This window comes from Bacillus cereus group sp. MYBK108-1 (genome assembly GCF_051917185.1).
GTDB classification, from domain to species: Bacteria; Bacillota; Bacilli; order Bacillales; family Bacillaceae_G; genus Bacillus_A; species Bacillus_A cereus.
Map to the genome: position 1 here is coordinate 517,005 of NZ_JBQAHZ010000001.1, position 26,985 is coordinate 543,989.

Genomic DNA, 26,985 nt, shown 5'->3' on the forward strand with positions numbered 1-26,985 from the left:
TAAACACGTTAACAGTTTGAGGGGGATTTCCAATGTTAGAAAAACAAATTATTCATTCATTCGTATCTATTGTTGGCGAAGATAATGTAGATACATCCAATATGGGGCGTTTAACTTATAGTTATGATGCCACTCCAAACTTCCAAGCAATGCCTGATGCAGTCATTGCTCCTCGTAATACAAATGAAGTAGCTGAAGTGTTAAAAGTATGTAACACTCACAAAATCCCTGTGTATGTGCGCGGGTCTGGAACAAACCTTTGCGCAGGAACATGTCCACTTGAAGGCGGTATCGTCCTTATTTTCCGCCATATGAACAATATTTTAGAAATTGATGAAGAAAACTTAACAATTACTGTACAAGCTGGTGTCATTACACTTGATATTATTAAAGCGGTAGAAGAAAAAGGTTTATTTTATCCACCAGATCCAAGTTCGATGAAAATTTCTACAATCGGCGGTAATATTAATGAAAACTCAGGTGGATTACGCGGTTTGAAATATGGCGTAACACGTGATTATGTAATGGGGCTTGAACTTGTCTTACCAAATGGCGATATTATTCGCACTGGTGGTAAATTAGCAAAAGATGTAGCTGGTTACGATTTAACTCGTTTATTTATCGGTTCTGAAGGAACACTTGGCGTGGTAACAGAAGCTATATTAAAACTTGTTCCTATGCCTGAAACAAAGAAAACAATGCTTGCACTATATGAAGATATTAATGAAGCTGCACGTGCTGTTTCTTCTATTATTGCAAATAAAATCATTCCAGCAACACTGGAGTTTTTAGACCAACCGACAATTGAAGTAGTAGAAGAGTTTGCACAAATCGGTTTACCTACAGATGTAAAAGCAATTTTATTAATCGAACAAGACGGTCCGCCCGAGGTAGTCAATCGAGATATTGAAAAAATGGCTAACGTTTGTCACTCTATGAATGCGGTTGATGTTCGCGTTGCAAAAGATGAAACAGAAGCAGATGCGCTTCGTACCGCTCGCCGTAGTGCTCTATCAGCGCTCGCACGATTAAAACCTACTACAATATTAGAAGATGCGACTGTACCACGTTCACAAATCGCTCCGATGGTTGAAGCTATTAATGCCATTGCAAAAAAATATAATATTCCTATTTGTACGTTTGGACACGCTGGTGATGGGAATTTACATCCAACTTGTATGACAGACGCTCGTAATGCAGAAGAAATGCACCGAGCTGAGCAAGCTTTTGCTGAAATATTTGCGAAAGCAATTGAACTTGGTGGCACAATTACTGGTGAGCATGGTGTTGGTGCAATGAAAGCTCCATATTTAGAAATGAAATTAGGTAAAGAAGGTATTGCAGCTATGCAAGGAATAAAGCAAGCTTTCGATCCAAATAACATTATGAATCCTGGAAAAATGTTCGCGAAAGACACTCGAAAAAGAGTGGTGGTTGAGCGATGACCACATTAAATAAAGAAAATATTCAAAAAGAATTTAAAGAACGATTAAGTGAAGATGAATTATTAAACTGTATGCGATGCGGTTTTTGTTTACCTACTTGTCCTACCTACATTCAATCTGGATATAAAGAGTCACATTCACCGCGCGGACGTATCGCATTAATGAAAGCAGTCGTTGATGGTTTAATCGAACCAGATGAAGATGTTGAAAATACATTAAACGTTTGTCTTGGTTGCCGTGCTTGTGAGCCTGTTTGTCCATCTGGTGTAAATTATGGACATTTATTAGAAGAAGCTCGTGATATTATTAATCAAAATAAAAAATTCTCAGTGCCAGTGAAAGCTGTTCGAAAAGTCGTTTTTGAAGGATTATTCCCCCATCAAAATCGAATGAGAACATTAACTGGACTAATCGGATTTTATCAACGTTCTGGTTTACAAACGCTAACACATAAAACAGGGATTATGAAGTTATTCCCTGAAACACTTGCAACGATGGATCTCGTTTTACCAAAAGTCCCTAAAATGAAAGCGATGAAAGATCGTCCTTCATTTTTATCTGCAGAAAGTACAAAGAAAAAACAAGTTGCATTCTTCACAGGCTGCTTAATGGATACGATGTTTTTAGAAACAAATAACGCAACGATGAAACTTCTTCAATTAGCTGGTTGTGATATCGTTATTCCGAAAACACAAAGTTGCTGCGGTGCATTACATGGACATGCTGGTGAAAAGAGTGGAGCAAAAGAATTAGCAAAGCGAAATATAAAAGCATTCGAAAATTTAAACATCGACTACATTATTACGAATGCAGGTGGTTGCGGGGCTTATCTTGTAGACTATGATTATCTTTTAAAGGATGATCCGGATTGGGCTGAACGTGCTAAGCAGTTTGTTTCTAAAATTAAAGATATTACTGCTATACTAGTAGAACTAGACTTCCATAAGCGAACTGACTTACGACTCACGCCGCAGGTTATTACGTATCAAGACTCTTGTCATTTACGCAATGTTATGCGCACATCTTCTGAACCTCGTATGTTACTAGAGGCTATCCAAGGTGCAACATATCGAGAAATGAAAGATGCCGACCGCTGCTGTGGCTCTGCTGGTATTTACAATATTGTTCATTCAGAGTTATCAATGGAATTTCTAGATTACAAAATGGACCGTGTGCATGAAACAGAAGCAGCAACCATTGTTACTGCAAATCCAGGTTGTTTATTACAAATGAAATTGGGCATTGAGCGAGAAGGGCTTTCTCATAAAATGAGAGGAATTCACATTGTGGATTTATTATTAGAAGCAATTGAAACTAACTCGTAATAACTCGTAACATACGTAATAATAGGAAAACGGCTATCTCCTTCGTCTATGTAAAGAGATAGCCGCTTTTTTGTCTGCTACAACATTAAAAATATGTTACTTTATTATAAAAAAGAACAACAGAAACATTACAGTTTTGTAAAAATCAATCCATTATATTCCTCAAAAAATCGTTCAAACCATTGATACAATAGGATTCTTCATTTTCTATTTAGGTAACTTTATCCAAAAACCCCCTCTTAAAACCAAGTATAAAAACACTATAAATTCCTTTTATACTCTATATTTCTCTTATTTTTGCTCCCTTCTTCTCTTAGGATAAATTAGGTAATTTTAAAGTCTATGAATTTTTTTCCATCTTTTTTCTCGCAAATTGTATGCTACGATGAATTTGTCAGTCAGACAGGCTGTCAAAAACAAATCGTGTGAAAACAAATTAAAACTTTATATAGGGGGACACACATCATGAAAAAGCGTGTTTTATTATCTGTAGCTGCTGCAACAGCTCTTACTTTAGGAGTATCTTCTTTAGATGCACAAGCTGCAACAGTACAACCATCTAACGTAAAGGTTCAAAATATTCAGCATTCAAAAGTAATGATGAAACAAATGAGCCAACAAGAATTACAAGCATTCTTACAATCTATGGGAGTTGAATCATTAGCACAATGGCAACAAGGAAACTTCCAACCAAACTGCTTCATTCCTGGTCAACAACCTACTGAAAATGTTGTAACTGAGCAACCAACAGCTAAGCCAGAAACTCAAAAGCCAGTTGAGCAAAAACCTGCCGAGCAAAAGCCTGCTGAAGAAGTTCAAAAACCAGAAGCTCAAAAGCCTGCTGAAAACAACAATACTCAAAAACCTGCTGAACAAAAACCAGCTGAGCAAAAGCCTGCTGAAGAAGCAAAATCTTTAAGCGAGTTTGAACAACGTGTTGTTGAATTAACAAACGCTGAGCGTGCAAAACAAGGCTTACCAGCACTAAAAATCGATACTGAATTAAGCAAAGTAGCACGTATTAAGTCTGAAGATATGCAAAAAAACAACTACTTTGATCATAACAGCCCTACATACGGGTCTCCGTTTGACATGATGAAGAAATTTGGCATTTCTTATACATCTGCAGGTGAAAACATCGCTCAAGGCCAACGTACACCTGAAGAAGTAGTACAAGCTTGGATGAACAGCGCTGGACACCGTGCAAACATCTTAAATAACGGCTTCACTCACATCGGTGTTGGTTATGTAGAAAGCGGCAACTACTGGACACAACAATTTATTACGAAGTAAATAGATTAAAAGAGTCTTCTCATAATGAGAAGGCTCTTTTTTAAGTTTCATAGCTTTCTATTATGTATGAATAGAAAATATATAACATAAACAACATAGATCCACAGCTTACTACACTAAGCAATACATAAAATCCCCACTCTAAGTTCAAAAACAATGAAAACAATATGCCACATGCCATCACTTGAAAAATCCGTCTACTCACTAAACGAATTTTTTGTAATTTAATTGGGTCTTTTTCTTTTTCTTTGCCTTTTATTTTCTTAAATTCTTTACTCAGCATAAAAAGAAACATACTAATCCCAATCGTTAATCCTGTTTGAAAGGATATCAAATCCCCAAAATTAATAAAGAGGATAAGCATATGAATAAACAATATAAATAATGTAATTTTCTTTATAAATCCGCCTATAATACCATGCTCTCTTTCATTAAACTTAAATATATTATGTGAAATAATATACAAAAATCCATATGAAAAAATAATAAAACAGGGAATAAATGCTACAACAATTTGTTTACTCATAAACTCGTTTGGCTCACCATTTACATTCCAATGTACTGCCATACGATTTGGTAAATAGGGATAAAAACATAGTGTAAGTAAAAGACAAGCGAAAAATATTCCAAGTACATACTTATATTTGATCAAGCGATTCTCACCTCTCTTTTCTCTTAACGGCTTCGCTTCTTTTAGAGAAATCCCTGCAAAAATCTACTTTTTTCAAGTTAAAACTTATACTTTACGCATTTTCTTTTTGAAATTCTTTTATTTTATTATTTAACTTTGTAGGAAACGGCACATCAACTTCAATCGCTTCTTTCGTAATTGGATGCAAGAAATTTATCTTCATTGCATGCAATGCTTGACTGGACATATATTTTGTTTGTCCACCATATAATACATCCCCAACTAGTGGATTACCATTATGACTCATATGAACACGAATTTGATGTGTTCTACCCGTTTCTAATTGTAATGTTACGAAAGTCGTGTTTTGCTTCTTAAAATACTTTTCTACTTTATAATATGTGATAGCTTGGTCACCTTTTGGAGAAATACGACGCCTTGTAGCATGATGGCGATCCCTTCCAATAGCAGCATCAATCTTTCCTTGTTTCTTCTTTACTTTCCCTTCAACGAGCGCTGCGTACGTCCTTTTAATTTTTCTTTCCATTAATAGACGATCCATAATTGCACCAGCAATTCTATGCTTAGCAAACACGACACCACCTGTCGTATCTTTATCTAAACGATGAATATGACGCACCTTCGTCTCTAAACCTTGCATTTGAAAATGAAAAGCAACAAGATTTGCAAGCGTCCCGGTTCCACCTTTTTCAGCAGGGTGTGTGTCCATTTGCTCTGGTTTATTTACGATGAGTACGTGATCATCTTCGTATACTACATGTAATTCGCCATATTCTGGATCTACACCGTACTCTTCCTCCGCAAACATATGGACTTGTAACTTATCGTTCTCTTTTAAAAGCTCATTCCATCTTCTTTGTTCCCCGTTAACCGTAACACCTTTTTCCATACGAAGCTGATGTAATAGCTTTTTCGGTATTTCCCATTCTACTTTTAATACCGATTCAATACTTATACCATTCCATTTAGCTGGAACAGTAATTTCACACCATTCGCCCTTTTTCTTTGTTTCCATACTGTTTATCACCTTATTTCTATTGATTCTCTCATTGTAACGGAAAACATGCTTGGATGCACTGTCAAAAATAGAGGACAGTCTTATAATAGACTGCCCCTCAAGCTCTAAGTCTTTTCATTTCTAACAATACTTCTTCAGCTTTTTGTTCATACGATAAATCTTTAAAGAAATCCGCCAACCTTTTATAGTCATTGTAAGCATCTAATAAATCGTCCATCTTTTCTATTTTCATTACTTGTTGTTTTTGTTTCATTTTTACTGGATAGCGATAACCTGATACTTCTTGTATTTTGTAATACTCATCCTCTACTTGAACGACCTTTACAAGTTCTTCCTCTTCTGCATCCATCGTATACCCGTCAAATTCTCTAAGTAGTTCATAAATGATATGAGTCCATTCATCTTTTGGATAAAATCCTTTTTCTAACCGATAACCGACAATGCGATACATATGCCCATCGTTCTCGGCAAACTGTACTGTATCATTTAACTTAAACTTAAAATAACGAAACATTGCCTTCACCTACTTATTATGTAATGTTCTTATCACATACTATTTGCAAAATGTAGGCTTTGCTATTCATAAAAAATGCTCATCAATATGATGAGCATTTTTTACAATGATTTTTCTCGTTTTTTTCGAAATGGTAACCACCAGTTCCAGTCTCCAAATAACTTCATTAAGCTTGGTACGAGCATAAGACGAATAATTGTTGCATCAAGAAATATTGCTAATGCAACGCCAAGACCCATCTGCTTTACTGGTAAAATATCAGTAAATGCGAATGCACCAGTTACAACAATCATTATTAAAGCAGCTGATGTAATAATTCTACTTGTTGAAACGAGCCCTTCTAACGTTGCTTGATCGTTATCTCCTGTTTCTTCATAGAGCTCATGAATACGTGAAATAAGAAATACTTCATAATCCATACTAAGCCCAAATACGAGGCCAAAAATGAAGATTGGTAAGACAAACAGAACCGGACTCGCTTCTAAACCGAAATGACCACCTTCAAATAACCAAACAACAATTCCAATAGTTGCACTTAAACTAAGTATATTCATAACAATTGCCTTAATTGGAATGAGTATAGATCGGAATGCAAATAATAATATAACAAAGGTCGATCCAAATATAACAGACATACCAATTACTACTTTATCTTTAATTTCATCTTCTAATTCTTGTTGAAACGTCGTCATTCCGCCTAGATAATAAGTAACATCCGTTTCTTTATAGTTCTTTTTAAAGTCACGCACCCACTGTTTTGCAGTCTCTGTACGTGGTTTTGTTTTCAAAAAGATTTCTATCGTCGTCTTATTCCCTTGCGTGTATGCTTCAAATACAGGAGTTAGTTTCGCTGATTCTGGCGACTGCAACATTCCAACAACTTGATCTGCTTTCATTCCAGTTAACCCGTCGTATAAACTTCTTACTTCATGTACTTTCTTATCATCTTTTAACTTTTGAACGACTTCTTCTATCTTTTGTAGACTTTCTTTTTCTTTCATATCTTTTTTCGTCTCTACAACTAACGTAACATCAGCGTGTGTTTTGACAGTTTCATTAAATACTTCTTCATACTTTTCATATGCAATCCTTGTATCACTCTTTTCAGGTAAAGCTTCAACACCAGGGAACTGCAAATTAGCTGTACGTAACGGTAATAAGCAAATAACAATAAATGTTGTAACAACAATAATCATTGCAATTGGATGTTTCATCACAAATTTTGCAAATTTACGCCATGCTTTTGCCGGCGTATGTGCTACTTGATTCTTTTTTAATATTCTTTTACCGATTAACGATAATAGTGCTGGAAGAAGTGTGAGTGAGAATAAAATACTCATAATGACAACAATCATTCCGCTAATCGCGACAGATTGAATATAATCTATCTTAAAGAAAAACAAACCGGATAACCCAACAAATACGCATAATCCTGAAAATACAATCGCACGTCCTGCCGTTTGATATGTAATTGCTATCGCTTCTTTTACCGTTCGTTTAGCAACTTCCTCTCGAAAACGGTTCACAAATAATAGCGCAAAATCAATAGATAATGCAAGTCCAATCATCGGTGCAACGTTTAACACGAAAATAGATAGTTCTTTATCAACACCGATGAAATACAATATCCCCATCGTACTAATAACACTAAGCGCCCCATTCAAAATCGGTAAAATTGATGCCAAAAGACTACCAAACGAAAATAGTAATACAAGAAACGCAATTGGTAATCCAATCATTTCTGCTACTTTTAAATCATTTTGCGTTCTTTCATTAATCTCTTGATTAATTTTCGGAAATCCTGTAGGTGTTACTTTTAATGCTACATTACTTTCTTTCTCAATCTCATCAGCAAATTGTAATGTCTTTTCCATTCTTTCTTTATTTGTTTTCCCGGAAAATAAAATTGTCGCATAACCGATGTCATCTTGTAGCATTTCTTTATTTTGGATTGGGTGATGGAAAGATTCATAGTTCTCTTTCTCTTGAACATTCTTTACAATTTCATCTATTCGCTTTTTAAATTCCTCATGCGAAGCATCTTTATTTTTCTCAAAAACGAGCAGAAGCGTATCTTGAGACTTCTTAAAATCTTTATCTAAAATTTCTTTCGTTTTTTGATAGTCGCCTTCCGTTTGGAAACCATCACCACCTAATACTCCCGGTAGCTTTGGAGCAAAAATCCCAAGTGCGATTGCGAGCAACAGTAACGCTACAATTACTGTATAACGGAACTGATACAAAAAGGCTCCTAACTTCCCCCACTTATCAACTTTATGTACATTTGTCTTCACACATTTTCACCTACTTTACATGATTCAATTGTCACTTATACTGTATCACATCTTGATATAAACAAAAAACGTCTGGAAAACTATAATGATAGTTTTTCCAGACGTCTTTCTTTCTATCTCTCTTTATTAAGCCCTAATCTCTCAGTAAGTAAACGATGGTAGTAAATCGCCATAATTAACAAAATACCACCTACGCAGTAACCAGCTAAAATATCAGTTGGGTAATGTACATTTAAAATGACTCTACTTAATCCAATCGATACAATTACTATACCCATCAAAATCGTTGTGGCACATTTGCCAGCTACGCTTTTCAAATTAGCAGCAATGATATAAGTAAGAAATCCAAATGTCATAATCGATAACATTGCATGTCCACTAGGAAAACTATATCCAAGTGCATCTAGCGCTTCATTTAATGACGGACGTTCTCTCTTTACAATCTCTTTTATCCCTTTATTCACAAGATGTGTTATTAAAATTCCCATTGGATATACAATCATCGCAGCATAATAACGCTTCTTCCAAAAAACAAGCAAACTTATAACGAGCGTAGCGACTATCCCAATTGCTGATCCCAATTTTGTAAAGTACGAGAAAAATGTAAGAGAACTTTCCGTTTGCAGCCCTCTTACTAATCCACGGACATATGTATCCATCACTGTAACGCCACCTGCATGTACGCGCCAAGCAACAATACCAAATACAGCAAATAACAAACCGATACACATTAGCTCATACTGATGTAACTTCTTCTTCAAACGATTTCCTCCTACTATGAAAAAATGCGATTTCTACTTTAGAAACCGCATTTCCTTACTTATTTACCTTTTGTTTTTAGCTCTGTCCAGTAACGATCATAGTCTTTTAACTTATCGTCCACATCAACAAGCCATTCTGTACGATCTAACTCTTCTTTCGTTAAGAAAATCATGTGATTATCACGGTATTCTTTACTATGAAGAGGATGAGCTTTTTCATTTGGATTACTGTAACCAATTGATTCGTAGTTTTTCACACTTACTTTTTCATCTAGTAAGTAGTTCATAAATTTCTCAGCAAGCTCTTTATGTTTTGCACCTTTTGGAATTGCTAACGTATCAGCCCAAATTGTGCCGCCTTCTTTTGGTACAACATATTCTACATCTTTATTATCTTTTGCGATAAATGCTGCATCTCCAGACCAAACTGTTCCGATCCAAGCATCTTCTGTAATGAATTTTTGTTTAATGTTATCTGTATCAAACGCTAACAAGTTTGGAAGCAGCTTCTTTAAATCATCTGCTGCTGTCTTTAATTGTGCATCGTCTTTCGTACTGTTTGAGAACCCGTGCTTCTTAAGACCCATTCCTAATACTTCACGAGAATCGTTTAGTAACGTTACATGTCCTTTATATTTCTCATTCCATAAGTCAGCCCAGCTTGTAGGTGCTTCTTTCACATACTTTTTATTGTATGCAATCCCTGTTACACCCCAAGTGTACACTAAAGAATATTTATTCTCTGGATCAAACGCAGGTGTTTTAAAATTAGAAACCATGTTTTCGATATTCGGGATATTCTTTTTATCTAACGGTGCTAATAAGTCCATTTTCGCCATTGTTTTAACCATGTAATCAGACGGCTGGATTAAGTCATACTTTGCGCCACCAGCTTGTAATTTCGCAAGCATTTCTTCATTACTTGCGTACTTGTCATAGTTAATTTTCACATTATATTTCTTTTCAAAATCTTTTAGCACCTGCTCATCAAAATTGTCAGCCCAGCTATAAATATTTAATTCTTCTTTCTTTTCACCACAACCAGCAAGCACACCAGCAACAAGGCTAAAGCTAATTGCTACGCCAGCTATTCTTTTCATTAATTTCATCTGTTTATTACCCCCTTGTACTTTCTATATCGTTCGTATTATAAAGGAAGGTGTCCTCCAGAGTTTTCTTCACCATCTGCACCTTTGTTCCGGAAGATTTCAGATAGAACCATTAATCCTACGATAGCCACAATTAAAATTGTAGAAAGAGCATTAATTTCTGGTGATACTCCGCGCTTAACCATACTGTAAATGTATAGTGGCAATGTTGTTGATCCTGGTCCTGATACGAAGAAACTAATTACAAAATCATCAATTGATAATGTGAATGTTAATAATGCTGCTGAAATAACTCCCGGTGCAATTGCTGGGAACGTTACATAACGAAACGTTTGCCAAGGTGTTGCTCCTAAATCATTTGCAGCTTCTTCTAAGTCACGTCCCATACTTGAAAGACGCGCAGCTAAAATAACAACAACAAACGAAATGCTAAATGTAATATGTGCAATAATAATCGTTGTTTGTCCAAGTTCCATTCCTAACTGACTGAAAAGAATTAGTAAAGATAATCCCATTAAAATATCAGGAATTAAAATTGGTAAATATACAAGGCCATTAATAGCCCCTTGGAAACGATATTTATAACGATGTAAAGCAATTGCAAAGAATACACCAAGTACCGTTGTCACAATCGTTGTTATAACTGCAATCGTAATACTATTTACAAATGCATCAATAACATCTTGTTTTTGAAATAAATCTGTATACCAATGGAATGTAAAACCTTCCCACTCCGCATTAATGCGAGAGTCGTTGAAAGAATAGACCATTAAAACCATCATTGGAAAATACAAGAATAACAAAATTAACCAAGAATAAGAAACTAAAAACTTCTTCATCTTTGCCTATTCCCCTCCGTTCTCATTATATTTATATACTTTCGTTGCACGATAATATAAGTAAATTAACAGAACAGAGAATAGAACAACGATAATCGATAACGCAGATCCAAACGGCCAGTCACGTGCACCTAAGAATTGATTTTGAATAACGTTTCCGATTAATGCTACTTTCGATCCGCCCATCACGTCTGATACAACAAACATTCCGATAGAAGAAACGAATACTAAAATAGAACCAGTCGCAATTCCTGACATCGTCATCGGCACTGTTATATTCCAAAATGCCTTTATTGGTGTTGCTCCTAAATCATAAGCCGCTTCTAGCTTACGCTTATCCAGCTGCTCAATTGCTGCATACACTGGTAAAATCATAAATGGTAATAAAGAATAGACCATTCCGAGTATTACAGAAGGAGTATTATATAATAAATTTAACGGTTCACTAATAATGCCAAGCTTTAATAACAACGTATTCACAAGACCTTGTGAACGTAAAATAACAATCCATGCGTATGAACGAACAAGAAAGTTAATCCAAAACGGGATCGTTGCCAATAATAAAAGAATAGAGCGGTATTTGCGGTCAACAATTGTAATTGTATAAGCAAACGGATAACCAATTAATAAACATATTACTGTCGTAATAACTGCGATTTTAACAGTTTCCCATAACGTTCCTAAGTACAATGGATCAAATACACGGGATATATTCTCCAGCGTAAATTGCATTTCTACTGTCCCGTAAGCTCCGCGCTGCATGAAGGCGAATCCTAATACGAATACGAGCGGGATTAGGAAGAAAATTAACAGCCACGCGACTGTAGGTAGTGCGAGTAATTTCCCTTTTTTCAATTTAAGGTCACCTCGTCCTCTTGCTCCCAGCCTACATATACATTATCTCCAATGCTCCACTGCGCTGCCTCTTCAGCAGTTTGATATGCCATTAGTAATTCTGATGTTTTCTCATCACGTACATAAAGCTTCTCCATATTTCCGACAAACTCAATATCTTCAATATGTCCAAGATGGTATTCTTTTAAAATTGGTTCTTCAACCGAACGTACTTTTACATTTTCAGGGCGAATTGCTACATAGCCTTCCCCGTTCTTCACAATATTATTTTCACCGATGAATGTCGCAACGAACAATGTTTTCGGCTTATTATAAATTTCTTTCGGCGTTCCGATTTGTTCGATATGTCCTTTATTCATAACGACAATACGATCGCTCATGCTCATTGCTTCTTCTTGATCGTGCGTTACGTATATGAACGTAATTCCTAAATTACGTTGTAAGTTTTTCAATTCACGTTGCAAGTCTTTTCGTAACTTAAAGTCAAGCGCTCCAAGTGGCTCATCTAATAGTAATACACGCGGATTATTTACAATCGCTCTTGCAATTGCAACACGCTGCTGTTGTCCACCAGAAAGCTTCGCAGGTTTACGATTACGGAACTCAAGTAACTGCGTTAAACGCATTGCCTCTTCAGCACGCTCTTTCTGCTCTGCTGCTGATACTTTCTGCATTTTCATACCAAAACAAATATTCTTCTCTACTGTCATATGTGGGAATAGTGCGTAATGTTGGAACACTAGGTTCATATGACGTTTATATGGCGGCAAATCGTTAATTCTTTCATCATCTAATAAAAGATTCCCTTTAGTTGGAGTTTCAAATCCTGCGATCATACGAAGTAAAGTCGTTTTCCCGCAGCCACTCGGCCCTAAAATTGTTAAAAACTCTCCCTCTTTAATATCTAAAGAAAGAGGTGGGATAATCACTTGATTTCCAAAATGTTTTTCAACTGCTTCAACTTTAATAATCTTTTTCATTTTCCCGTCCTATCTACCTTAAATTTTAAATTTTTATATTCATGAATAAATATTTATGTTCTATAGACTATTTTTTGTTTCGATCCAAACAAAAATGGTTATTTAACAAGCGTTCGTTTCTATTCTTTATGTAGTATGTTTGATTCATTTTCGCATGATACATAACGTCGAACAGAAAAACCCCTTCCATTGCGAAGGGGCTATTATCATACGGCTACGCCTACTGATAAACACCATCATCATTTTAACAACTTTCGTATGAATTTTAAAGCACTTTTTGTAGAAGAGTAACGAATTTTCATGTCGAATGCTGTAGATTGGGCTAAAATGCTTTTATAATGTGAAAAAGTCCGAAAACTTTCTTTCCCATGATAACCCCCTAATCCACTACTTCCAACACCCCCAAAAGGTAAATATGGCGTGGCAAGATGATAGACAACATCATTAATACAGCCTCCACCATATGAAATATTACTCGTCACTTTCTTTTGTACTTCTTTATCTTCAGAAAATACATATAACGCTAACGGCTTCGGATGTTGCTGGATTGTGCCAATTACATCTTCTATGTTGTCGTACTCTATGATTGGTAAAATCGGACCAAAAATTTCATCTTCCATAACAGTATCTTTCCATGTAATATCCGCTAGTACTGTCGGTTCAATATGTAATGTATCTTTCTTATAGTTTCCACCAATTACGACTTGACCATCTTGTAAAAATCCACATAATCTTTCAAAATGACGCTCACTTACAATACGCACATAATTTTCATTTTGCAAAGGTTCTTTACTATACTGCTCTATAATTTCATGTCGCAGTGCCTCAATTAGCTTTTCTTTCACGGAAGAATGCACATACATATAATCAGGCGCTACACACGTCTGCCCTGCATTTAAAAACTTACCCCAAACAATTCTTCTTGCTGTCATCTCTATCTTTGCATCTTTATGTACAATACAAGGACTTTTCCCGCCAAGTTCTAAAGTGAGCGGCGTCAACTGTTTCGCTGCTGCTTCCATTACAACTTTTCCAACGCCAACACTACCAGTAAAGAAAATATAATCAAATGGTTCCCTCAGCAAAGATGTACTCTCTTCAACGCCACCTTCTACTACCGCTACAAGCTCTTCTGGGAATAATTCATCTAACATCCTCTTAAGCACTTTTGAAACGCTTGGTGTTAACTCTGACGGCTTTAAAACGATTGTATTTCCAGCTGCCAGTGCTCCTACAAGTGGTGCAATTGCTAATTGAAAAGGATAGTTCCACGGTGCAATAATAAGTGTCACACCATACGGTTCTGGCACTACTTTTCCTTTTGATCCAAAATGAGTAAGTGCTGTTCGAACTCGTTTCGGTTTACTCCACGATGACATATGTTTCAATTGAAAGGAAATTTCTTTTAATACATATCCAACTTCCGTTGTAAACGACTCGTGAACTGACTTATTTAAATCTAATTTCAATGCCTGAAATATTTCTTCTTCAAAATGCTGAATGCCTTCATAAAGCTTCTTCAAATTATTCTTTCGCATTTCGATGCTTCTCGTATGCCCTTTTAAAAAATATTCCTTTTGCCTACTTACAATAGAGGAAATACTCATTCACTCACCTTCTCCCACTATTTTTATCCAATTCTTTCATTATTTATATAGACTTCATATATAACAAATTTCTATTCTTAAAGTTACATTATATATGACTTTTTCAACTATATAAAATTCATTGCTCACAAAAAAACTACCGAAAGAAAATCTCTCGGTAGTTTTACAGTATTAACGATATAAACGAACAGCACCTGCAGAATTATCATCAGCTTGTCCTACTACTTCAAACTTCAGACCAAGCTTCGGTAAAATACGTCCTGCATCTGGAATCTGTTGATTAATATACGTTTTAGAATCATCAAACTTCGGTACACCTGCTAAACCATCATACGTATACGTTCCACGCGTTGGAGATACAACTTTCCAAGCTGGCGTTTTATCGAATGAGAACGCCGCATCTGCGATTTGGAATCGCGTACTACTTTCCACTGTCGGTTTACCATTTAAAGTTCCTACAATTGCTTCTGGATGAGAATCAACTACACCTAGGAAACCGTGTCCTGGATGTACACCTACCCAGTTATCTGTGTAAGCTGAATCTGCATACCATACAACCATACCAGCGTTATATACTGGACCACGTGCAAATTTTAACGCGTTATCTGAACCAGCATAGTTTCTCCACTCAACATAGTAGTTATGGCTTTTCTTCTCTGTTCCGTTAGAAACAGCAAAACCATCTAATTTGAATTGTGGCGTACCTTCTGCGCCATCAGAGAATACTACTTTATCATCTACTGTTAATGAAGCATTATCAAGTAAGAAACCATTTAATGCTAAACCACCATCAGTAATGTAATCAAATGTTAATTTTACTTTCTTACCTTTGAACTGGCTTAAATCATATGATTTGTCAATCCATTTTCCATTTGTCGAATCTGCATTTCCACTATTTGCTTTCTCACCAAGTCTTTCAATTAACGTTTGTTGACCATCTTCCGTTACAGCGTGTACTTCAAGGAAATCATACTCTGCTTCAATTTCATATAATGATTTGAAGTCAAATTTTGCAGTCGTTGCATTTGTTAAATCGAACAGTGGTGTTTCCATCTTCGTATGAAGATCATCACCTTTTGTGCTGTAGTAATACTGTTTTCCGAATGCCGGCTCAATTGTTTTTATATCTTTGTCTGGTAAGTTAACACGAATCATACCTGGACGGTTAGATTTCGTAACACTTTGGTCTAAATATGTTGCTAGGCCGATACCTTTATTTAATTTCTCGTAATCTACTTCTACGATATTTGCCCAGTTACCACCGATTGTTTTTTGGAAAAACTCTTTATTTTGTGGTGATAAGCTCGTTGGTGTTGTACCTGCAATTTTACCAGCCCAGCTTCCGCCACTCATGATAGACCAAGCTTGAATTGGCTCACCAGCACCGCTATATTGTGTATCATACTCATCTGGTAAACCTAAATCATGACCATATTCATGCGCGAATACACCAACTGCTCCATCTTCTGGTTCAATTGTGTAGTCGAACGCTGCCATCTTTCCACCCCAATATGGAACTTTCGCTTGTGTACCTTCAATTGCGAATGGTTTTGGTCCAACTGTCCAGCGATGTGACCAAATTGCATCATCACCTAATTTACCACCACCTGCTTCTTGTCCAACACCTGCATGAATAATCATTAAGTGATCAATTAAACCATCCGGTTGATTTTTATTTCCATCACCATTTACATCATATTGATCAAATTGATCAAACTCTGATAGATCAAGACCGCTATCTACAGCTGCTTTTAATGCATCTTTTACTAAATCACGTGGGCCTTTTGGTCCTTTATTATCATGACCGCCGCTAGCAGCATCTGCACCGTAATCAGCAGCTTTACCAGGAACTGTTAACCATTTTGTAACTGTTCCGTCCACTGTGTAACTACCACCAGATTGCTCTTCGTAATATTGTTTAAACGTTTCAATTTTACTTCCATCATCTAATGTAAACGGCTCGTCACCGAATAGCATTTTTTCATAGTGTTCTTTGTTAAAGTCTTCCGAATACATATAACCAGGCTCTTTATCGATATTGTTATGTTTAAAGTCAGCGTACTCTACAAGTAAAACGAGTACTTTATCTTTACGCACATCACCGTTATACGCTTTTTGCTTTGCTGGAGATGTTGGTACTTTACCATTTAATCCGCCTTTAACTGGTCCTGTCGCTGCAGGTGTTCCTGTTGCAGGGTTATCTAATTTTTCTTTCGTGTCTGCTTTCGCATCTTTCACTTTCTTTAAAAAGTCAGATGCTTCTTTTGTAAGTTGATCCCCATTTGGTACTTCTTTCCCAGGATTTTCACCCTTTTTGTTCTCTACATACTTTTCGACAGCTTTCTTTGTTTCTTTCTCTGAAGCTGACGAATCAATTACCCCACGTTTTTTTAGCGCATCTGCTAAACGTTCTTCCGGAATTAAGTGATCATCAACTGGGCTCGTAGCTGTTTTATTCGCAGGCGTTTCAGCATATGCAGATTGAGTGCCAGCTCCGAATGAAAGGCCTAATACAGCTGTTAAAGCGATTGATGACAAAACTTTGAACGGTTTCTTGTTCATCCCTTATTTCCTCCCCTAATAAATAATATGTATTACAAATTGAATTTTATTAAAAATTCAATATTTTTTCAATATTTAGTCATATTATGTAATATTTTTAATATATTTGTAAAAATTTCATAGTTAGCATACGAATATATCACAATTCAACAATGTTTTCTGAAAATATTGAAAGTTTTTATCGAACAATTTATAATTTCCATAGAGGGAGTTTAATGGGGATTTTATCTTTGTTTCATCTACACAATATTTGATAATTCACTATATAAAACACAAAATCCGATTGCATTATCATGTATTCTGTAGCAGCAATTATGACCGATAATTAGGGAGGAATTACATTTGTACAAAGATAAGACAGACGCACTGGATCAAGAATGGATTGATTTAATACTTGAAGCTCTAGATGCTGGTATCGCCATGCAAGACATCGAGCAATTTTTCCAACGTATGAAGCCATCCAGTCAGGCTCAATAGGTTTGTTCTTTTTAACGAAGTTTATGTTATAATAATGACATCATAAGACAACTACATATTGATAGAAAGGTGCGCAAATATGATTGGAGAACGTATAAAACGCCTTCGTTTACAAAAAGGGATTTCATTAACTGAACTTGCCGAAAAAGCTGGCGTTGCTAAATCTTACATTAGTTCTATAGAACGAAATTTACAAAAAAACCCTTCCATTCAGTTTCTTGAAAAGATCGCAGCAGTTCTACAAATTCCAGTTGATACTTTACTTCATGATGAAACAACAAAGAAAACTAACCTAGACTCCGAATGGACACAACTCGTTAAAGATGCAATGAACTCTGGTGTCTCCAAAGAACAATTTCGTGAATTTCTTGAATTTACAAAGTGGAAGCAAAATCAAAAATAACAATAGAAAGAAGTGCTTACAACCAGCACTTCTTTTTCTTTATAAAAAAAAGCGGGAATACCCGCTTTTTTATTATTTTTCTTCCCCAGCTTCTTGGTTAGCATTGAATGTCCATTCTAAATTCAATGTATCACCTTGGAAGATATTTTGGTCTTTTCCATCATCTACGAATTCAAATTGTACCCATAGATAATCCTCTGTACCAGCTGCTAATCCACCCTTTTCTCCCCACTCAGGAGCAAAGATATCTTTAGCTAAAAGATCTGGATCAACTTTTTGTAAGTCTGCTAAAGTTGTTTCATATACAGGCTCACTTTGTTTATCCCAGTTCCAAAGGAATTTTACTTTAACGTGCTTACCAAAGTCTTCACCAGCATTATCACCTTTTGCATCTTTAACAGTATACTTTGTTGCTAATTTAACATCTTTAATAGTTAACGAACCGCTGTTTTGTAATAAGAACTCTTTCTTAACAGAATCCCCTGGTTTTAAATCTTTAATATCTACAAGCGTCTTAGGGTTTAATGTAAGGTCTAACGTCCCAGCTGCAAATGTATTGTTTGATACTTCTTTATCGCTAAAGAATGCAAATGTTCCTCCACCAATTAAAGCTAACCCCAATGCTGCTGATGCAACTCCCATACCTAATTTCTTTTTCAGACTCACAATCAATTCCCCCTAGCTTTTTTTTTATATTTTTATCACTTATTTTTCAATAAGAGATGTAAAGAAAACTGTATTAGCTTAGCTAATATGTGTTCTTTTTTAAAAACCTTACGTTCATTATAACGAACAACTCTATATAAACACAACACATATTTATTAATATTTTCAGTTATTTTTATTTCTCAATATTTTTTAGACTTTTCGGAAAAAATATTGATAATTTATAACTTTTTTCACACTCAAATCACTTAATACTATAAGAAAAAAGAAAAACAAAGAGGTGAGGGCTAACGTTCCCTCACACTCGTATAAATATTACTAGTCTTGCTTATTCGTTCACTCTCTCTTACACCACATTCTTGTTTTCTGGCTGTTTCACTAAAGCAGTTACTCCGCTTTCTTCTGCTCTTCTAGCTTTTTCTGTTCTTCCACTTTCTTTTGCTCTTCTACTTTTTTCTGTTCTTCTACTTTCTTCTGTTCTTCTACTTCCTTCTGTTCTTCGGCTTTCTTCTGTTCTTCTACTTTCTTTTGTTCTTCGGCTTTCTTTTGTTCTTCTACTTTCTTTTGTTCTTCGGCTTTCTTTTGTTCTTCTACTTTCTTCTGTTCCTCTGCTTTCTTTTGTTCTTCTACTTTCTTTTGTCCTTCCGCTTCAATTGCAACGTTTAATTGTTGCTGAAGAGCCTGAATTTGCTCATCAATAGCTTTCAAGCTAATTTCTTTCTCAATATAGTCACGCTTCTCTTTGATACTGCGAAAGCCTTCATTTACATATATGGACACTTGCTGCATCGACTCATCTTTATTTACCTTTAATTCTTCTTGTATTTGATTGTAAGGAGCTTCTATTTCAGTATATACATTTTGCAGAGCTTCCTTCTCAGCAACAATTTTCTCACGCCCTTGTTGCCATACAGAAATCGCCTGTTTTATTTCTTCAATAGAAGTTGCTTTCAATTTCCCCTTCATCGTTCCATACTCACGCTCAATAAACTGTTTATGTTTCTCAGATTGCTCTTTTAACGTATTAACTGTTTTCGGAAATATAATTGCTGTAGAAAGCGTCGCTTCTACTTTCGTTTCATGAATGAACGCCGCTTCTGTATGCGTCATAATTTGAGATCCTAAATAAAACGTAATAGAACACATACACGGCAATATAAGCATCTTTTTAAAATTACGCGGTCTTTTCAGCATCTTAATCTCTCCCATCGAACATTACGTTCTTTATACAGAACATTATCTATATTATAGTAAAGAACTATTAAAATTGATAGACAAATACTAGAAAAATAGAAAAAGGGCTATCCATGTGATAGCCCTTTTTATTATTATCTTTCTTCACCTGCTGTTTGTTGTGCATCAAACGTCCAATTTAATTGTAACTTATCGCCTTGGAATTGATTTTGATCTTTTCCATTATCAACGAACTCAAATTTCACTTTGAATTTATCAGATTTACCTGCTGAAATACCTTTTTCATCCCAGAACCAAGCCGATAAATCATTATCTACAGCTGTAAGTGTGTCACCTTTTAATTTATCTAAAGTAGTTTGTTTCACAATTGTCTCATGCTTATCTACATTTTTTAAGAATGTTACTTTAATATGTTTACCAAAATCATCTTTATTATCTTTCTTTACATCTTCTACATTATAATCTGTTTTCAGTAGAACCTTTTTAATATCTAAAGAACCTTTATTTTCTAGTTTAAATTCTTTTTCAATTGTATCCCCAGGTTTTAAATTCGATACGTTAACAACTGTTGATGGATTTAATGCTAAATCCAGTGTTCCAGCCGCAAATGTATTGTTTGACACTTCTTTATCACTGAAAAATGCAAATGTTCCTCCACCAACTAAAGCTGCTCCTAATACTGCTGATGTAATACCCATTCCTAATTTTTTCTTTAAAGTCATGTCCATATCCCCTTAATATATATTTGTTAACTTCCTAAACGGAAAGTATAACCAAACGAACTAGACGGATTGTTCTACTTTTTTATCTTTCTTTTCTCCGTCAATGCTACGAATAGCACCAAAAATAGAAATAGCGGAATAACCAAGCAAAAAGACTCCTGGAATAATAAGAAGCAATGCTGCTCCCGCTTTTGAATTCGCATAATTCAGTAAATAACCAACATACGGAACTGTAATATCTGCATACTTTCCAACTACATTTTCTGCAAGTACTGGCTCTAAATCTGGTCCGTTGTTGTTATCCCCTTTTGTTTCATACATTACTTTTCCATTTGTATCTTTCACACCGATAATACGGTGAGTGATAATTTTTTGATCTTTCTCTTTAAAGGTAATAACATCACCTTTTTGATATTTAGAACCATCTTTGTTTGGTTCTATTGCAATGATTGATCCTGTTAAAAACGTCGGCTCCATTGATCCTGAAAGAACGCTCTTAAATTGATATCCCATCACTGTCGGATCACCACCGCTTGCTTTTGAAGAAATAACTACAAAAGCTAAAAAAACCATCAATGCAAATAAAACAAATGAGATCGCGTTGCTAATTATCTTCCATATTAATTTCATCGTCTCTCTCCCTCTCCGTTGTTTTATATTATTTGAAGTATGCAATATCCACTTTGTTCTTTAACAAGAACACAAGTAAATGATATAACGAACTTTAAGTTATTGCAATAAGAAAATTTACAATTATTAGTTATTTAAAATATAGAAAAAAGACTGCGCCAAAATTTTACACAGTCTTTTTATTAGTAATTTATTTACCTTCTGATTTCATTCCTTTTGTATTTCGGCGCAACACTACATATAAAATTGCTCCAAATAATATAATCGCACCTATCCCAACACTTATTACTTTCACATTTGAGTCTTTTACTTCAGGCATAGTTGTATCTTTTTTAGGCATCGTAAAAGTGACATCTTCTGTTGAAAGAACATTTACCGTCGCAATTGTTTGATTATTTTTCGTAATATCAACTGCACCAACTACCTCACCACGATGTATTCCTTTATGATATAAAGATTCTTTATCTAATGAAGCCGCCCGGAAAATCGTTTTCACATTTTTCCCTTCATCTTTCTTAAGCATAAGCTCCGCACTTTGTTCCAACTCAGAATTAACATCTTTATTTAAATATGTTGTTTTTTGATGCCAATTATGTTTATCAAGCACCATTTGCTTCGTAAATTGACCGAAAGAATATTCCGCCATCTGCTTCAAATCTTCATAAATTTCAGGTCTTTGAGAAGCCATTACTACGCTTATAATACGATTTCCATCTTTCTCATTTAATAAAACAAGTGTATTACGTGCTTCATTCGTAAACCCTGTCTTACCGCCAATGCTATATGGATTTTCAAAAAAATTAGATTTATTAAAAATAGACACCGTCTGCCTAGACGTCGTAACTGTCGTTCTTTTCGTATTCATCGCTTGTAAAATTTCAGGATACTTTTGCACACCCTTCGTAATCATAGCCATATCATACGGCGTCGTATAATGGTTCGGATCATGCAATCCATTCGGTGTTACAAAGTGGCTATCTTTCGCTCCTAATTGCTTCGCTTTCTCATTCATCATATTAGCGAAATTCTCAACACTCCCGCCAATCCGCTCCGCAATCGCATACGACACATCATTCGCACTCAGCACCATTAAAATCATAAGCGCAGTATTTCTATTAATTGTCTCTCCAGGTTGAAACTCAATTTGATAATTACTCTTCTCTTGATCTAATGCTAATTGTGAAAATGTAAATTGATCCTCTGGCTTTGTATGCTCCATGAGTAAAATCGCTGTTAACACCTTCGTCGTACTAGCAGGATATGCTCGGTGATATGCGTTTTTATCATACAAAACATCTCCTGTTTTCGCATCAATTGTCGTTGCAAACTGACTAAAAACATTCGGTCCTTCCGCAGGTGGTGGTGCAACTTGTTCTGGATTTACTCCAATATTCGTCTCAGCACGCAATGTTATGGGCGTCAAAAAAAACGAACAAATAACTGTAATAAAAACCAAAATTTTCTTAAAATTTACCATATGACTCTCCCTTTTCCATTTACTCCTTAACAAAATAATAAATCTACCAATCATATGTAATTTGTATTATATTGGAAGAAATTTCACTATTTTTTACTATATCATACTTTTACGATAAAGAACATAAATATACAATAAAAATAAGAAGGAATTACTCTTTCTTATCCTTCTCATCAATCAACGAATCTATTAACTTTTGACTAGCTTCCTCGGGCGTAATCTCATCTGTTATTCCCATAAACGACCAACCTTTAGAATCAACCCACTCAACAAACTCTTGTAAAAATTCATCATGTGTAACATCCACATCAAGAATCGATCCATTAATCGAAATCGTTCTATTTTTAGACACGCGCATCTTGAACGTTTTTCTTACCATTACAACTTTTCTCCCTCTACTTCTGAATATTTATAAAGTGAAACTTTCATCAACCCTCACGAATCGGACTTTTACGGGCATTCCGACCCGAACCTAACTTCTTTACTTTTGCTGAATTTCGAGGTAAGGGATCTTACTGCCCGCAAATAGCGAGATAAAATAATCATGTATCTCTGTTATACATGATTTTCAGTAAATTGTAAAAAGGATATATTGGCCAATTTAAATAGCAAAAATAAAAATCTCTTACCTACGTAAACGTAATACGACATACAATCGCTCATAAATTATTAAATAAATCCATAAAAATATACACTTTAAAACATAATTGAGTAAGCCATTCTAGTCTTTTGGAAGATATTATCTAAAATAGTATACTAAACGGATAAAGGATATTTGAATAAAGAAACTGAGGCCCTCTATTTAGCTGGATTCTTAAGTTGTAGACTTAAAGACTGATGCCTGAATTCATATTTAATTTCTATTTCTGTACATCATATCGTAAGAAAGAAGGTAGTACTGTGAAAACAACAGAAAATTTTACTGACAGGGCCGATATATATGCAAAATATCGCCCTAGTTATCCTAATGAATATATTGATTACTTGCTTTCAGCTAACCAACTGAAAGGGAATCGGATTGTGGCTGATATTGGTTCAGGTACGGGGATATTTAGCCACCAGCTGCTTGAAAGTGGTTTACATGTTATTGGAGTTGAGCCAAATGATGATATGAGAAAGATGGCTGAGCAATCATTAAAACTATATTCTCGTTTTCAATCCATAAAAGCAACTGCTGAAAATACCACTTTAAAAGAAAATAGTGTAGATTTAGTAACTGTTGCCCAAGCATTTCATTGGTTTGATAAAGAGGCTTTCAAAATCGAATGCCAACGAATTTTAAAACAAAAAGCAAATGTTGCACTTGTTTGGAATAGTAGAGATTTAACTAGTCCACTTATTAAAGAGAATGCAGAAATTTGCCAGAAAACCTGTCCAAACTTTAAAGGCTTAGCGGTGGAATAGATGAAACTCCAGAAGTATTTAACAACTTTTTTAAAGATGGAAAGTATGATTTTAAAGAATATCAAAATGATTTACTTTTTGATTATGAAGGGTTTTTGGGAAGGAATTTATCAGCATCTTATGCTCCGAAAGAAAATGACGAACAGTATAAAAACTTTATTTTTCTCCTATCAGAGCTATTCGAAAAATACAGTAAAGATGGAAAAATTATTCTCCCGAATTTAACACGAAGCTATCTAGGCAATGTATAAACAGCCTGATACAAAGAGACATTGAACGGAATTAAAACAAGCTTAACCCCTCCCTGAATGTAGAACGAGGTTAGGCTTGTTTTGCATTTTACCACATCAAATTCAAATGACTTTCGTACAATAAAGTAGAATATATTAGAAAACACCTTAAACTAAGGAGGAACTCAATGGCGCGTTGTACGTATTGTAAAACGAAGTGGAAAGTAAAAGATGTATGGTCAATACTCGTGGCATTTGAAAAAGATTGTCCGTATTGTTTTGGGAGGCAATATCTATCAAAGAAAACAGTGAACGCTATGCCAGAACTTATAAGCTTACCTTTACACTTCTTGTTCCCTTTTCTTGTTGATTTGAGTGATGAAGGCCCTTTGGATTGGTATCGGAAATAATATAACCTCTACATCCAAAGACTACTTTCTACTAAATTCGCTTCTCATCATTATCCCTTCATACATTACTCTCATAATCGCTTATACTTTCCCTTTTAAAGATCCCATAGCTCAACAGGAAGAGCGTCCCCTGAACAAATTTTATCAATTATGACTAAAAAAACAGTGATATATGTATACTGTTAAACATAAAAAATTAGCATTAGGTTCCAATTAAATATTAATTGAAACCCAACACTACTTGTATTCTGTAATTCAGAATACAAGTAGTGTTTTTTATTATGCATTTTTGCATACAGTATTGTTTTCTCTTGTAAATAGATAATAATGGTATATAATAAAACCAACGTTTTACCAATAAAAGGTAATAAAGAGTAGTGGGATAAGCAAATAACCAAAACGTATTAACAGATTTGTTCTATGTAAATCATGATACATATATGAAATCAAAACTATGAAATTTTATGTAGAGGTTAGATTACTACAAGATGAAAGATTCATAGCGAATACACTCGAGGAAAAAAGTGTTCGATTAGATTAATGTTATAAAACTACTTAATGTGATATCTATCGAACGAATTGAGAATATACTTAGGGGGAATTTCAAGTGAAGGCATTTAGTAAAGTATTATTAACAGGAGCTTTAGCTTTAGGGGGTTTAACGGTTATGAACATTGAAACACCAAAAGCACATGCTGACGCAGCAAGCGAGTTCTGTCGTTATATTTGTGGTCCTAGCGAAACGTTGAACGGTGTTACAGTTCAAGTACACGCTACAGAATATAGCTTTGGTCAAAACGTAATTGCAAGAATTACAAATGAACGAGCTGAAGATATTCATTACAATGTCAGCATCGAGAAAAAATATGGCGATAACTGGGGAGAATATGATACTTTCTTCCATTGGCAAAATCAATGGGTTCCAGCTGGAAGTAACGATGAAATTTCTACTTTCACAGGATATGGCGAAAACATTTCAGACAATGGAACATATCGCTATAAAGTTGAAGTTGTAAGTGCTGACGGTTCTGTAGATACAATTTACACAGCAGGAATGACAGTTACAGGACGATAGCTCATGAACGGGCTCTATTATTTATGCTTGTATTTTTGATAATATCATTGATAATTGCGGTGATATTATTATTATTGAAATAAGCTCTTCGGGGCTTATTTTTTATATACAAATTGGAATAATAATATTCAGAAAATTACATCTTTACACTATTAAATTTTGTTGCTATTATAGGAATACATCAAATGTTACAATATTCAACAAATTATATAAATCCTCCGATTACACGAATGAAATGAAAACACATTGCTGGTCGTAATATTTATAGTTGGGATCCCGTAGCTCAGCAGGGAGAGCGCCACCTTGACAGGGTGGAGGTCGTGAGTTCGAGCCTCTCCGGGGTCATATAAAAAAGAGACACCATATCAACCTTCTACGTGATATAGTGTCTCTTTTTTATCTAATTCAATTACTTCCCACCAAACATCTTCTCCAAAGATTTCGCATTTGCAAACAATACTTCTTTCAAGTTATCGTCAGCAACGATTTTATAGTCGCCATCTTTGTCTTTCTTTAAGTTCAATGTAACTTCGCGAGTTGCCATTGCTGCATCTTTATCCGTTAAGTTTTTGATGATAGTTGAGGTCATTGTTTTTTCGATTGCTTTTTCAGATTGTTCTTTGTCTTCACTAAATGCGCTAGCGAAGGCCATTGGCATAACTTCTCCCACTGCTTTTGTTACAGCAACGGATAGATCAGCAGATGTAATTTTCACTTTCACTTCTGCTTTGTCATCCTTTTTCGATACTTCTTCTAGCTTTTCAAATTTAAAGTTCTTTGTAATTGCACTTAGCATTGCTTTTGCCTCAGCATCATCTGTTTTTTCATTTAGCTTATTAAATTCCTTGTCACTCTCAACAAATGTACGAGCCTTTTCTACATCACCTTTTTGTATCGCTGTTAAAAATTCTTCTGTAGTATCTTTCGGATTTGCACACCCTGCTAAAACACCTGCTGTTAATCCTACTACCATCATTAATAGCAATAATCTCTTTATCTTTTGCACGCTCATTCTCCTCTTATCTTTTCTAGTAAGTCAGCAT

Annotated in this window: 25 protein-coding genes, 1 tRNA gene and 1 pseudogene; 9 read left to right on the forward strand and 18 right to left on the reverse strand. The window is 35.2% G+C overall.

Features of this window, described 5'->3' with window-relative positions; all coding sequences use genetic code 11:
- Nucleotides 1-32 precede the first annotated feature (32 nt).
- From glcD to ACTFSL_RS02715, 3 genes are all read left to right on the forward strand, one after another.
- Nucleotides 33-1,445 carry a glycolate oxidase subunit GlcD gene (gene glcD / locus ACTFSL_RS02705; RefSeq protein ID WP_065223904.1) on the forward strand — a complete coding sequence of 471 codons (1,413 nt, stop codon included), beginning with the start codon at nucleotides 33-35 and terminating at the stop codon, nucleotides 1,443-1,445.
- Nucleotides 1,442-2,770 (forward strand): (Fe-S)-binding protein, encoded by a 1,329-nt coding sequence (locus ACTFSL_RS02710; RefSeq protein WP_065223903.1) that lies wholly within the window; start codon nucleotides 1,442-1,444, stop codon nucleotides 2,768-2,770. The genes glcD and ACTFSL_RS02710 overlap by 4 nt, the downstream gene beginning before the upstream one ends.
- Before the next feature lie 465 nt (nucleotides 2,771-3,235).
- Nucleotides 3,236-4,063 carry a CAP domain-containing protein gene (locus ACTFSL_RS02715; protein WP_000747596.1) on the forward strand — a complete coding sequence of 276 codons (828 nt, stop codon included), beginning with the start codon at nucleotides 3,236-3,238 and terminating at the stop codon, nucleotides 4,061-4,063.
- A gap of 40 nt (nucleotides 4,064-4,103) precedes the next feature.
- Here the strand turns inward: ACTFSL_RS02715 and ACTFSL_RS02720 are convergent, their stop codons facing one another.
- The 11 genes from ACTFSL_RS02720 to inhA1 form a co-directional block, all read right to left on the reverse strand.
- Nucleotides 4,104-4,715 (reverse strand): DUF1648 domain-containing protein, encoded by a 612-nt coding sequence (locus ACTFSL_RS02720; protein WP_078384965.1) that lies wholly within the window; start codon nucleotides 4,713-4,715, stop codon nucleotides 4,104-4,106.
- Nucleotides 4,716-4,806: 91 nt separating this feature from the next.
- Entirely contained in the window at nucleotides 4,807-5,730 is a 924-nt protein-coding gene (locus ACTFSL_RS02725; protein WP_000448348.1) for an RluA family pseudouridine synthase, read from the reverse strand.
- Between the two features lie 100 nt (nucleotides 5,731-5,830).
- On the reverse strand, nucleotides 5,831-6,247 hold the full coding sequence (locus tag ACTFSL_RS02730; protein WP_000490301.1) for a hypothetical protein: 417 nt from the start codon (nucleotides 6,245-6,247) through the stop codon (nucleotides 5,831-5,833).
- Nucleotides 6,248-6,348: 101 nt separating this feature from the next.
- Nucleotides 6,349-8,541 (reverse strand): MMPL family transporter, encoded by a 2,193-nt coding sequence (locus tag ACTFSL_RS02735; protein WP_078420616.1) that lies wholly within the window; start codon nucleotides 8,539-8,541, stop codon nucleotides 6,349-6,351.
- Nucleotides 8,542-8,654: 113 nt separating this feature from the next.
- Entirely contained in the window at nucleotides 8,655-9,302 is a 648-nt protein-coding gene (locus ACTFSL_RS02740; protein ID WP_000727782.1) for a phosphatase PAP2 family protein, read from the reverse strand.
- A gap of 59 nt (nucleotides 9,303-9,361) precedes the next feature.
- On the reverse strand, nucleotides 9,362-10,411 hold the full coding sequence (potD, locus tag ACTFSL_RS02745) for a spermidine/putrescine ABC transporter substrate-binding protein PotD (protein ID WP_000772493.1): 1,050 nt from the start codon (nucleotides 10,409-10,411) through the stop codon (nucleotides 9,362-9,364).
- A gap of 38 nt (nucleotides 10,412-10,449) precedes the next feature.
- On the reverse strand, nucleotides 10,450-11,250 hold the full coding sequence (potC, locus tag ACTFSL_RS02750; RefSeq protein ID WP_440041121.1) for a spermidine/putrescine ABC transporter permease PotC: 801 nt from the start codon (nucleotides 11,248-11,250) through the stop codon (nucleotides 10,450-10,452).
- 6 nt (nucleotides 11,251-11,256) lie between these two features.
- A complete protein-coding gene (potB, locus tag ACTFSL_RS02755) occupies nucleotides 11,257-12,105 on the reverse strand; it encodes a spermidine/putrescine ABC transporter permease PotB (RefSeq protein ID WP_000715500.1) in 849 nt (282 codons plus the stop codon).
- Complete coding sequence (potA, locus tag ACTFSL_RS02760) at nucleotides 12,102-13,085, reverse strand: spermidine/putrescine ABC transporter ATP-binding protein PotA (RefSeq protein ID WP_000720333.1); 984 nt, start codon at nucleotides 13,083-13,085, stop codon at nucleotides 12,102-12,104. The genes potB and potA overlap by 4 nt, the downstream gene beginning before the upstream one ends.
- Nucleotides 13,086-13,324: 239 nt before the next feature.
- On the reverse strand, nucleotides 13,325-14,692 hold the full coding sequence (locus tag ACTFSL_RS02765; protein ID WP_000028375.1) for an aldehyde dehydrogenase: 1,368 nt from the start codon (nucleotides 14,690-14,692) through the stop codon (nucleotides 13,325-13,327).
- A 171-nt stretch (nucleotides 14,693-14,863) separates the two neighbouring features.
- Nucleotides 14,864-17,254, reverse strand: a complete 2,391-nt coding sequence (gene inhA1 / locus ACTFSL_RS02770) for a M6 family metalloprotease immune inhibitor InhA1 (RefSeq protein WP_440041122.1) — start codon at nucleotides 17,252-17,254, stop codon at nucleotides 14,864-14,866.
- Between the two features lie 342 nt (nucleotides 17,255-17,596).
- On the opposite strand from inhA1, the gene ACTFSL_RS02775 reads away from it, so the two are divergent.
- Both ACTFSL_RS02775 and ACTFSL_RS02780 read left to right on the forward strand, forming a co-directional pair.
- A complete protein-coding gene (locus ACTFSL_RS02775; RefSeq protein WP_000276219.1) occupies nucleotides 17,597-17,731 on the forward strand; it encodes an anti-repressor SinI family protein in 135 nt (44 codons plus the stop codon).
- 79 nt (nucleotides 17,732-17,810) lie between these two features.
- Entirely contained in the window at nucleotides 17,811-18,134 is a 324-nt protein-coding gene (locus ACTFSL_RS02780; protein WP_440041124.1) for a helix-turn-helix domain-containing protein, read from the forward strand.
- A gap of 72 nt (nucleotides 18,135-18,206) precedes the next feature.
- Here the strand turns inward: ACTFSL_RS02780 and calY are convergent, their stop codons facing one another.
- The 6 genes from calY to ACTFSL_RS02810 form a co-directional block, all read right to left on the reverse strand.
- Nucleotides 18,207-18,800 (reverse strand): biofilm matrix protein CalY, encoded by a 594-nt coding sequence (gene calY, locus ACTFSL_RS02785; protein ID WP_000053713.1) that lies wholly within the window; start codon nucleotides 18,798-18,800, stop codon nucleotides 18,207-18,209.
- Between the two features lie 387 nt (nucleotides 18,801-19,187).
- Nucleotides 19,188-19,994, reverse strand: a complete 807-nt coding sequence (locus tag ACTFSL_RS02790; RefSeq protein ID WP_440041125.1) for a DUF4047 domain-containing protein — start codon at nucleotides 19,992-19,994, stop codon at nucleotides 19,188-19,190.
- 134 nt (nucleotides 19,995-20,128) lie between these two features.
- Nucleotides 20,129-20,716: a CalY family protein gene (locus tag ACTFSL_RS02795; RefSeq protein ID WP_000172852.1), complete on the reverse strand. Its 588-nt coding sequence runs from the start codon at nucleotides 20,714-20,716 to the stop codon at nucleotides 20,129-20,131.
- Nucleotides 20,717-20,776: 60 nt separating this feature from the next.
- Nucleotides 20,777-21,346: a signal peptidase I SipW gene (sipW, locus tag ACTFSL_RS02800; RefSeq protein WP_000767792.1), complete on the reverse strand. Its 570-nt coding sequence runs from the start codon at nucleotides 21,344-21,346 to the stop codon at nucleotides 20,777-20,779.
- A 190-nt stretch (nucleotides 21,347-21,536) separates the two neighbouring features.
- Nucleotides 21,537-22,823: a D-alanyl-D-alanine carboxypeptidase family protein gene (locus tag ACTFSL_RS02805; protein WP_000247031.1), complete on the reverse strand. Its 1,287-nt coding sequence runs from the start codon at nucleotides 22,821-22,823 to the stop codon at nucleotides 21,537-21,539.
- A 151-nt stretch (nucleotides 22,824-22,974) separates the two neighbouring features.
- The gene (locus ACTFSL_RS02810) at nucleotides 22,975-23,202 is read right to left on the reverse strand and encodes a hypothetical protein (RefSeq protein WP_000251856.1); all 228 of its coding nucleotides are present in this window, start codon (nucleotides 23,200-23,202) and stop codon (nucleotides 22,975-22,977) included.
- Between the two features lie 521 nt (nucleotides 23,203-23,723).
- On the opposite strand from ACTFSL_RS02810, the pseudogene ACTFSL_RS02815 reads away from it, so the two are divergent.
- The 4 genes and pseudogenes from ACTFSL_RS02815 (at nucleotide 23,724) to ACTFSL_RS02830 (ending at nucleotide 26,287) form a co-directional block, all read left to right on the forward strand.
- A pseudogene (locus ACTFSL_RS02815) lies at nucleotides 23,724-24,478 on the forward strand (class I SAM-dependent methyltransferase).
- A 167-nt stretch (nucleotides 24,479-24,645) separates the two neighbouring features.
- Entirely contained in the window at nucleotides 24,646-24,867 is a 222-nt protein-coding gene (locus tag ACTFSL_RS02820; protein WP_000090217.1) for a hypothetical protein, read from the forward strand.
- Between the two features lie 607 nt (nucleotides 24,868-25,474).
- Nucleotides 25,475-25,942: a hypothetical protein gene (locus ACTFSL_RS02825; RefSeq protein WP_440041126.1), complete on the forward strand. Its 468-nt coding sequence runs from the start codon at nucleotides 25,475-25,477 to the stop codon at nucleotides 25,940-25,942.
- Nucleotides 25,943-26,214: 272 nt separating this feature from the next.
- A tRNA-Val gene (locus tag ACTFSL_RS02830) sits at nucleotides 26,215-26,287 on the forward strand.
- A gap of 64 nt (nucleotides 26,288-26,351) precedes the next feature.
- On the opposite strand, the gene ACTFSL_RS02835 is transcribed toward ACTFSL_RS02830, so the two are convergent.
- A complete protein-coding gene (locus ACTFSL_RS02835) occupies nucleotides 26,352-26,948 on the reverse strand; it encodes a DUF4878 domain-containing protein (RefSeq protein ID WP_001169495.1) in 597 nt (198 codons plus the stop codon).
- Between the last annotated feature and the right edge of the window lie 37 nt (nucleotides 26,949-26,985).

Coding starts and splice junctions, on each gene's coding strand:
- glcD (WP_065223904.1), top strand. CDS start 33: ATGTTAGAAAAACAAATTATTCATTCATTCGTATCTATTGTTGGCGAA.
- ACTFSL_RS02710 (WP_065223903.1), top strand. CDS start 1,442: ATGACCACATTAAATAAAGAAAATATTCAAAAAGAATTTAAAGAACGA.
- ACTFSL_RS02715 (WP_000747596.1), top strand. CDS start 3,236: ATGAAAAAGCGTGTTTTATTATCTGTAGCTGCTGCAACAGCTCTTACT.
- ACTFSL_RS02725 (WP_000448348.1), bottom strand. CDS start 5,730: ATGGAAACAAAGAAAAAGGGCGAATGGTGTGAAATTACTGTTCCAGCT.
- ACTFSL_RS02730 (WP_000490301.1), bottom strand. CDS start 6,247: ATGTTTCGTTATTTTAAGTTTAAGTTAAATGATACAGTACAGTTTGCC.
- potD (WP_000772493.1), bottom strand. CDS start 10,411: ATGAAATTAATGAAAAGAATAGCTGGCGTAGCAATTAGCTTTAGCCTT.
- potC (WP_440041121.1), bottom strand. CDS start 11,250: ATGAAGAAGTTTTTAGTTTCTTATTCTTGGTTAATTTTGTTATTCTTG.
- potA (WP_000720333.1), bottom strand. CDS start 13,085: ATGAAAAAGATTATTAAAGTTGAAGCAGTTGAAAAACATTTTGGAAAT.
- ACTFSL_RS02765 (WP_000028375.1), bottom strand. CDS start 14,692: ATGAGTATTTCCTCTATTGTAAGTAGGCAAAAGGAATATTTTTTAAAA.
- inhA1 (WP_440041122.1), bottom strand. CDS start 17,254: ATGAACAAGAAACCGTTCAAAGTTTTGTCATCAATCGCTTTAACAGCT.
- ACTFSL_RS02780 (WP_440041124.1), top strand. CDS start 17,811: ATGATTGGAGAACGTATAAAACGCCTTCGTTTACAAAAAGGGATTTCA.
- ACTFSL_RS02790 (WP_440041125.1), bottom strand. CDS start 19,994: ATGCTGAAAAGACCGCGTAATTTTAAAAAGATGCTTATATTGCCGTGT.
- ACTFSL_RS02795 (WP_000172852.1), bottom strand. CDS start 20,716: ATGACTTTAAAGAAAAAATTAGGAATGGGTATTACATCAGCAGTATTA.
- sipW (WP_000767792.1), bottom strand. CDS start 21,346: ATGAAATTAATATGGAAGATAATTAGCAACGCGATCTCATTTGTTTTA.
- ACTFSL_RS02805 (WP_000247031.1), bottom strand. CDS start 22,823: ATGGTAAATTTTAAGAAAATTTTGGTTTTTATTACAGTTATTTGTTCG.
- ACTFSL_RS02810 (WP_000251856.1), bottom strand. CDS start 23,202: ATGGTAAGAAAAACGTTCAAGATGCGCGTGTCTAAAAATAGAACGATT.
- ACTFSL_RS02820 (WP_000090217.1), top strand. CDS start 24,646: ATGGCGCGTTGTACGTATTGTAAAACGAAGTGGAAAGTAAAAGATGTA.